The organism is Bacillus sp. AFS040349, assembly GCF_002577655.1.
GTDB lineage: Bacteria > Bacillota > Bacilli > Bacillales > Bacillaceae > Metabacillus.
Genome location: NZ_NUMC01000168.1, coordinates 1 through 710, shown reverse-complemented (window position 1 = coordinate 710; position 710 = coordinate 1). Strand labels below are relative to the sequence as shown.

The window sequence follows — 710 nt, the reverse complement described above, 5'->3', positions numbered from 1 at the left end:
AAAACAAAACCTTCCAAATATGAAGATAAGGAAGGTTATTTAGCATACTCATTTTTAGTATATCATCATTATTTTAATTTTTTTATTGAAAAATGTTGACAACTATTAGCTGGTTTCGTAATATCTAATTTTCTCTTTATTTACCCCACTTTTATCAGCAAGTTTACTAATAAGATAACTCAAATAATTCACCCCATAACAAATTTAAACCGTGTACCATAGTACACGGTCAAGTATATTATTTATTTTTCTTCCTCAAGTATCCTGCTGCATTCATTAGAAAAGACTATCTTTTAAAATAAAGATATTCCTCTTCATATAATACGAAAAGTTTATGAACAAACTACCTGTTTGCTTCCCTCGCTTCTGCATTTTGTTCATTAATTCATAAGTAGGAAAAGTCCTATTCATATATTTTAGAATTAGAGACTAACATAATCGATAGAAATTAAATTCTCTCTCTTTTACTCTTAAACCTAAACAATAATTTCCCATTAAATAAAATTAATGCACTGTTTGCCAATAATATTCACTTATAACATTTCCTAATAAATCTGCAGTACGGTAAAGCTCATCAATTCGATTTTCTACTCCACCAATTTCAATAATGACACTATTAGGAGATAAATCTTGATTATATACACCGTTACCTTGTTCGCTACTTTTAATAATTACACCCCTCGATAAACCCGCGTATTGTCAAAACTTCT

At 28.6% G+C, this 710-nt stretch carries 1 pseudogene; it reads right to left on the bottom strand.

Features of this window, described 5'->3' with window-relative positions:
• Window positions 1-504: 504 nt before the first annotated feature.
• Window positions 505-684: pseudogene (locus COD11_RS25425) on the bottom strand (stage II sporulation protein P); the annotation flags it as partial.
• Window positions 685-710: the final 26 nt, after the last annotated feature.